8 protein-coding genes are annotated in these 5,916 nt (G+C 42.4%); 5 read left to right on the top strand and 3 right to left on the bottom strand.

Features of this window, described 5'->3' with window-relative positions; all coding sequences use genetic code 11:
• Positions 1-303 precede the first annotated feature (303 nt).
• From ACFFAP_RS34915 to ACFFAP_RS34925, 3 genes are all read left to right on the top strand, one after another.
• Entirely contained in the window at positions 304-864 is a 561-nt protein-coding gene (locus ACFFAP_RS34915) for a hypothetical protein (RefSeq protein ID WP_375515504.1), read from the top strand.
• Between the two features lie 177 nt (positions 865-1,041).
• Positions 1,042-1,530 (top strand): TIGR00725 family protein, encoded by a 489-nt coding sequence (locus tag ACFFAP_RS34920; RefSeq protein WP_375515505.1) that lies wholly within the window; start codon positions 1,042-1,044, stop codon positions 1,528-1,530.
• 66 nt (positions 1,531-1,596) lie between these two features.
• Positions 1,597-2,094 (top strand): GNAT family N-acetyltransferase, encoded by a 498-nt coding sequence (locus ACFFAP_RS34925; protein WP_375515506.1) that lies wholly within the window; start codon positions 1,597-1,599, stop codon positions 2,092-2,094.
• Positions 2,095-2,647: 553 nt separating this feature from the next.
• Here the strand turns inward: ACFFAP_RS34925 and ACFFAP_RS34930 are convergent.
• From ACFFAP_RS34930 to ACFFAP_RS34940, 3 genes are all read right to left on the bottom strand, one after another.
• Positions 2,648-3,178, bottom strand: coding sequence for an SDR family NAD(P)-dependent oxidoreductase (locus tag ACFFAP_RS34930; protein WP_375515511.1), 531 nt, complete (start codon positions 3,176-3,178; stop codon positions 2,648-2,650).
• Positions 3,179-3,259: 81 nt separating this feature from the next.
• Entirely contained in the window at positions 3,260-3,664 is a 405-nt protein-coding gene (locus tag ACFFAP_RS34935) for a tyrosine-type recombinase/integrase (RefSeq protein WP_375515507.1), read from the bottom strand.
• 4 nt (positions 3,665-3,668) lie between these two features.
• Positions 3,669-3,881: a hypothetical protein gene (locus ACFFAP_RS34940; protein ID WP_375515508.1), complete on the bottom strand. Its 213-nt coding sequence runs from the start codon at positions 3,879-3,881 to the stop codon at positions 3,669-3,671.
• 87 nt (positions 3,882-3,968) lie between these two features.
• Here ACFFAP_RS34940 and ACFFAP_RS34945 point away from each other — a divergent pair, with 87 nt between their 5' ends.
• A complete protein-coding gene (locus ACFFAP_RS34945) occupies positions 3,969-4,172 on the top strand; it encodes a DUF4158 domain-containing protein (protein ID WP_375515509.1) in 204 nt (67 codons plus the stop codon).
• On the top strand, positions 4,165-5,664 hold the full coding sequence (locus tag ACFFAP_RS34950) for a DUF4158 domain-containing protein (RefSeq protein ID WP_375515510.1): 1,500 nt from the start codon (positions 4,165-4,167) through the stop codon (positions 5,662-5,664). The genes ACFFAP_RS34945 and ACFFAP_RS34950 overlap by 8 nt, the downstream gene beginning before the upstream one ends.
• Positions 5,665-5,916: the final 252 nt, after the last annotated feature.

The raw sequence follows: 5,916 nt of genomic DNA on the forward strand, positions 1-5,916 counted from the left end.
TCAAAGATTATTGGATTTTATATATTGCTAATTGTCGGCAACGTTACAGCGTTGGAATCCTCACGCTTATCGTTATTTAAGAAAGGAAAATCAATTCTGCATTTGAACTGCGTTCGCCTAACTAGTGCTGTTGTCGAAGAAGCTTTTATATAAGGTCCGTTTTCAGTTCCTACTCCTATAGAAGCTTCAGTTAAATCCAATTCTTTATCTATAGAATTCACAGAAAATACAGTGAATTGTAATTTTTATTTGACAATGTAATTCTGGTTAAGATTTGCTATCAATATTGGAGGAAATAGCAGCATGGATCATACAAAGATTCAAAGTCCCGAATGGCTTTTTTTCTTGTGGTTGTTATGGGTGATAGCTACTACAATAGGCGGAATAATTTTTGGAGCTTGGATTTTTGGTGATGAAGATTATTTCTCCCATATATTCATGACTGGTCTGATCATCGGAGTCGCTCAATGGTTGGTTCTACGCCATTACATTCCAGACGCCAGATGGTGGATACTTGCTAGCTTTCTTGGTTTGTTTTTGCGTACTTTTGTACCATACTACGGAGCGACTATAGGATCTTTCGGATATAATGTCATCAATAATTCTATAACTTTTACCTTACTTGGGGTTGCCCAATGGTTAGTTCTACGCCACCACACTCAATACGCAGCGTGGTGGATACCCGTTAGTACTGTAAGTGGGGTCATGAGTGCAGCAGTGAGCTTGACTGTTACTGCATTTCTGGGTAATGTTAGCAGTTTGCATTATGTTATAAAAAATGTTTTGTTCAATGGTGTAAGTTGGGCTGCGAGTGCGGCAGTAACCGGTATTATGCTGGTGTGGCTATTACGGTTAAAAAGTTAAGTTCGACTTAAAGAATGGCGTAGCGCTCCTTAAGCGGTGAGTGTTGAATCGTAGATGTTACAATCGCGCTTCACTGCCCCAAGAGCGCAATTGCTATCTTCCCAACACCTCAGCCAATCGCCCTTTCAGGGAGGCCGCTTTCACTTGTCGCCCAAAACCAGTATCATCTGAAATTGTATGCGAAAAATTATTATTGGGGTTATGGGTCGGGGAGAAAATGCGACAGCAAATGATTTACAAAATGCTTATATACTAGGTCAACTTATTGCCAAACAGGGATGGGTTTTACTGACTGGTGGTAGAAATGTAGGAGTAATGGATGCAGTAAGTAAAGGTGCAAAATCTGCTGATGGTTTAACTATTGGTATTCTTCCAGGTGAAAATCAGGATGGTATGTCCTCTTGGGTGGATATTGCTATTTTCACAGATATGGGTAATTCTAGAAACAATATTAATGTTCTTACCAGTGATCTGGTAATTGCTTGCGGTATGGGTACAGGAACCGCTTCAGAAATTGCTCTAGCTTTGAAAGCAAATAAGCAAGTAATTTTGTTGAATAATGATCAAGAAAGTAAACTTTTCTTTAAAAAACTGTCGCCAGAAAATGTTTATATTGTGGAGAGTGTGGATCAGGCGATCGCTACTGCCAAAAGAATATTATCTTAGTTACGAATTAGTGTATCAGCAAAATCTTCTCTCAAGTGATCAGGCTTAAGTAAAAAAATTGCAAGTATGTGTCGCAATGATATTGTAATTGACCGTGCCAGCCTCAGCGATGTTACTGGAATTCTCAAGTTGGCGCAAGCCAATGACGCCGAACATGGTGGTATGTTGTTAGGTCATCTTGAGCCAGAGGCAGTGATGATAACTATATCTAAAATGCCGAATGTTGTAGCCCGCAAAGATGGGCAAGTTGTAGGATTCTTACTCAGTTGGTCAAAGACAACTGGTAATTTACCAATTATAACGGTAATGTTACAAGCCTACGCTGGTACAAAAGATGCTTACTTATACGGTCCCATCTGTGTTGATGAAACTATGCGTGGGCAAGGTATTGCTGGGGTAATGTTCACCAAGCTGAAAGATTTGTTACCAGAGCGTGAGGGGATACTGTTCATTAAGGCAAACAACAAAGCATCACTTCAAGCACATCAAAAGATGGGTATGTGCAAGATGGCAGAGTTCATCTACGAAGGCACTAAATTTTTGATATTTGCGTATAATAGCTAACTTATTGATAGGTTACTGACTCTCAAACAGCTTTAGTCATCCTAAAGTTTGCATCACATTTATCAGTCGTGCAAAAATTTTTCATAGATACTGATTAGTATGATCCAAGGTTATAAAGCCATTTTAACTACATTTAATATGGCTTTATAATTCAAGCAGGAAAGCGAAGCAACTAATTAAACAATAGCGATGCTTGACTTAATCAAAATCCGATCGATTGCTCAATCTTATTCTCCTCAAGAACGTGGACGTAAAATATGGTAAAACTCAGCATTATGTAGCGATATTTTCCGATAAGATTTACTAATATTCAAGTAAGTTATTCAAAGAGGAATGGTAAACAAAAGATTTATTTTTCTAATTTCAGCTTTTGGGCTAAGTGTACTTGTAGGGGCCTGTCAGCCTGCTACAGAGCCTCCAACAACTGCACCACCAGCAGCGCCATTACCCGCACTGCCATCGGTAACTCCAGCCAGTCCTTAGTGTCATATATTACTACTGTGGAGAGCAACTGGAGTTCCGAATTAGTTACCCAGTAAAATCATGGTGTGGTTTAAGGCAGGTTCAACCGTTTACGCGCACCAAAGCGAAACAGCTTATCAGGTAGTATCGCTCTCAGGGGAGGCAACCATTGTGCCTCATTGCCAACACGGTAGCGTAATCGTGGTGACTGGCTTGAAGCAATACGAGCAATCGCTTGTGCAACCTTTTCAGGATTGTCACCTTGTGCAATTGCGCCCTGGACAGATGAGGAAATTACATCGCGTACAGTGTCATAATCACTATGAATTGCGGTAGGCTGTAGCATGGCTTGGTTGAAGTTGGTCTTAAAGTAGCCAGGCTCAACTAAAGACACTTTAATATTGAATGGGTCTAGTTCTATGCTTAATGCTTCGCTATAACCTTCGAGGGCAAACTTACTTGCACTGTAAAAACCTTGACCTGGTGCGCCAATCAATCCCGCGACTGAACTGATATTGATAATATGTCCACTACGCTGCTGTCTCATAATTGGTAAAACGGCGTTAGTGAGGCGGACAACCCCCCAAAAGTTGGTTTCGGGGTTTTTGTAGCAATCGTACAGAAACTTACGCTAAGGCTCTATGCCTTACTGGAAAAAGGTTATAAGCATCAAAATTTTAAAAGTAGTGCATTTTATCTGTAATTAGTCTGTCCAAAAAGACTCAAACCGTTGCGGAGACATTTGCGTGTAGCGCACGGTATAGTGAATATTCTTATGTCCTAAGTAGTCTTGAATAGCTCTTGTATCGTGACCTGAGTTAGCCAAATAATAGCCACAAGCATGACGCAGTTGGTGGGGATGAACTGGTTGAGCAATTCCCGCTTTTTCACCAGCTCGTGCAATAATGTGACGAATAACTCTGGTGGACAGTGGAGCTTTACGCTCGGAAACAAACACATATGGAGTATCGGGATAATCCCGTTGTATCTGACGCAACGCTCTTAATTCTGGCGCACGCAGAGGGTGAACAGTATCATGCCCATGTTTGACCCGACGAATTTCAATATAACCACCTGACAAATCGACCTGAGACCACTTGAGTGCCACTAACTCAGCTCCTGCGTTGTCCATGTCGAAACATGAGTAAAATAATTGCTGTATCCCTGGTTCTATGCCGCCCAACTTGACGAGCAGCATGGATCATAGATTCAACTTCTTTTAGATGTAAATATTCCTGTTCTCGTTGTGATGGACGTTTGACAGGTGGTGGAGAACGAAACGGGAACTTTGCCGAAAACAGAAGTTGAGTAGCTTTTGCAGACATGGCTCAAATCCTCATTTCATGGTTACTATGTCTAAAATACTTTGCCTAAAACAATACTAACTAGGCAAAGTTTCAAAATGGAGGAGAATGTCAATTCAGTTTTTGACCGAGGAGCAAAAACTCCGTTATGGGCGTTATGTCGGAGAACCGACACCTCTGCAATTAGCTCGCTATTTTCATCTCGACGATACAGCACGACAATTGGTGAAACAGCGTCGTGGCGACCATAATCGTTTGGGCTTCGCCATCCAACGAGAGCACAGTGCGGTTTTTAGGAACTTTTTTGATTAACCCAATTGATGTCCCACCTGGAATCGTAGCTGATCTCGCTCAACAACTAGACATCTCCCAAACCAACTGCCTGCTGCACTATTTAGAAAGACCCACCACTCATTGGGAACACGCTCAAATCATCAAGCGACACTATGGTTATCGAGATTTTACTGAACAGCCCTCTAGGTGGCGTTTGCTGCGTTGGCTATACGAGAGAGCTTGGATCGGCGATGAAAGTCCAAGTATTCTATTTGACTTGACTACCGCTCGCTTGCTTGAGAACAAAATTCTTTTACCTGGAGTGACGGTGTTAGTCCGGCTGATTGGCAGTGTTCGAGAACGGGTCAATCAACGAGCTTGGTCAGTTGTATCCAAACTGCCAACTCCTGAGCAACGAACTAAACTGGTGTCTATTTTAAGGGTCAACGAAAAAACCCAACAGACTCCTTTAGACCAGTTGCGCCGTTCTCCGACCCGGTACAGTGCGCCTGCTTTAGTAGCCGCTTTAAATCGTCTCGTCACAATTCGTGCTTTCGGAATCAGGAAATTAGATGTAACGAAAATCCCACCCATTCGCTTCAAATCCTTAGCAAAAACGGCTTTAACGGTTCGGGCGCAAGCTATTGAGCGAATGTCAGATTCTCGGCGCATCGCTACTCTAGTTGCGTTTATCTATATCATAGAAGCTATCGCCACTGATGATGCCCTTGATATCTTAGATTTATTGATCAAAGATTTGCTGTCCGACTCGGAACGAGAGGGCAAAAATCAACGGTTGCGGACTCTGAAGGATTTAGATACATCTGCTTTACAACTATCTGTTGCTTGTCGAGTCCTACTCGACCCAAATTGTGATGACCAAAAGGTTAGAGAGCAGGTGTGGCAACTGATTAGCAAAGAACAGTTAGAAACAGCGATCGCTAAAGTAGAAGATTTGGCTAGTCCAAATGACGATAATTACTACCGGGAGTTATTGTTGCATTGGCGAATTGTCAGACGTTTTCTACCCATTTTACTGCGAACAATTGATTTTCAAGCCAACATGGCTGGCAAACCTATTTTAACCGCTTGGCGTTTTCTCCAGTCCATTGAAGGACAGCGCCAGCCCAAGATGGAGAATGCACCACTAGGAGTAGTTGGTAAAAATTGGGTGCAATGGGTTGTTACAGAAGACGGAAAAATTGACCGTCGCGCTTATACTTTTTGTATTCTAGAGCAAATGGTTGATTCTCTGCGTCGCCGAGATTTATTTACTAGTCCTTCTGAGCGTTGGAGCAATCCGGGAGCTAAATTATTACAGGGTCAGGCTTGGGAGTCAGCCCGCTCCCATGTCTGCCGAGTTTTGAACCTGCAAGCAGCTCCTGCCTCTGAACTCCAAGTTCTCAAACAACAGTTAGATGAAGCCTATCAGCGTACTGCTAACAACCTACCTCACAATACTGCTGTTAAAATTGAAGTCGCTAAAGGACGTGAGACGAATGGCACTAAGAAAAGCTATTTGTTGGGGTGAGGCAGGAGGCAGAGGGCAGGAGGCAGGAGTTTTAAATCCTTGTGCTGCAAGACTTCCAGGTTTTTCTTTTCTTTTCCTTCTGCCTTCTGCCTCCTGCCTCCTGCCTTATCTTCGTGCCATTCGGACGTGAGACATTAACTATCAGGAATTTAGATAAATTAGCAGAGGCTGAAAGTTATCTTCAACTCAAAACACTTGTAGACAGTTTATTGCCTCATGTTGATTTACCAGAAGTCCTGTTGGAGATTCAAG

The organism is uncultured Nostoc sp., assembly GCF_964245575.1.
Taxonomy (GTDB): domain Bacteria; phylum Cyanobacteriota; class Cyanobacteriia; order Cyanobacteriales; family Nostocaceae; genus Nostoc.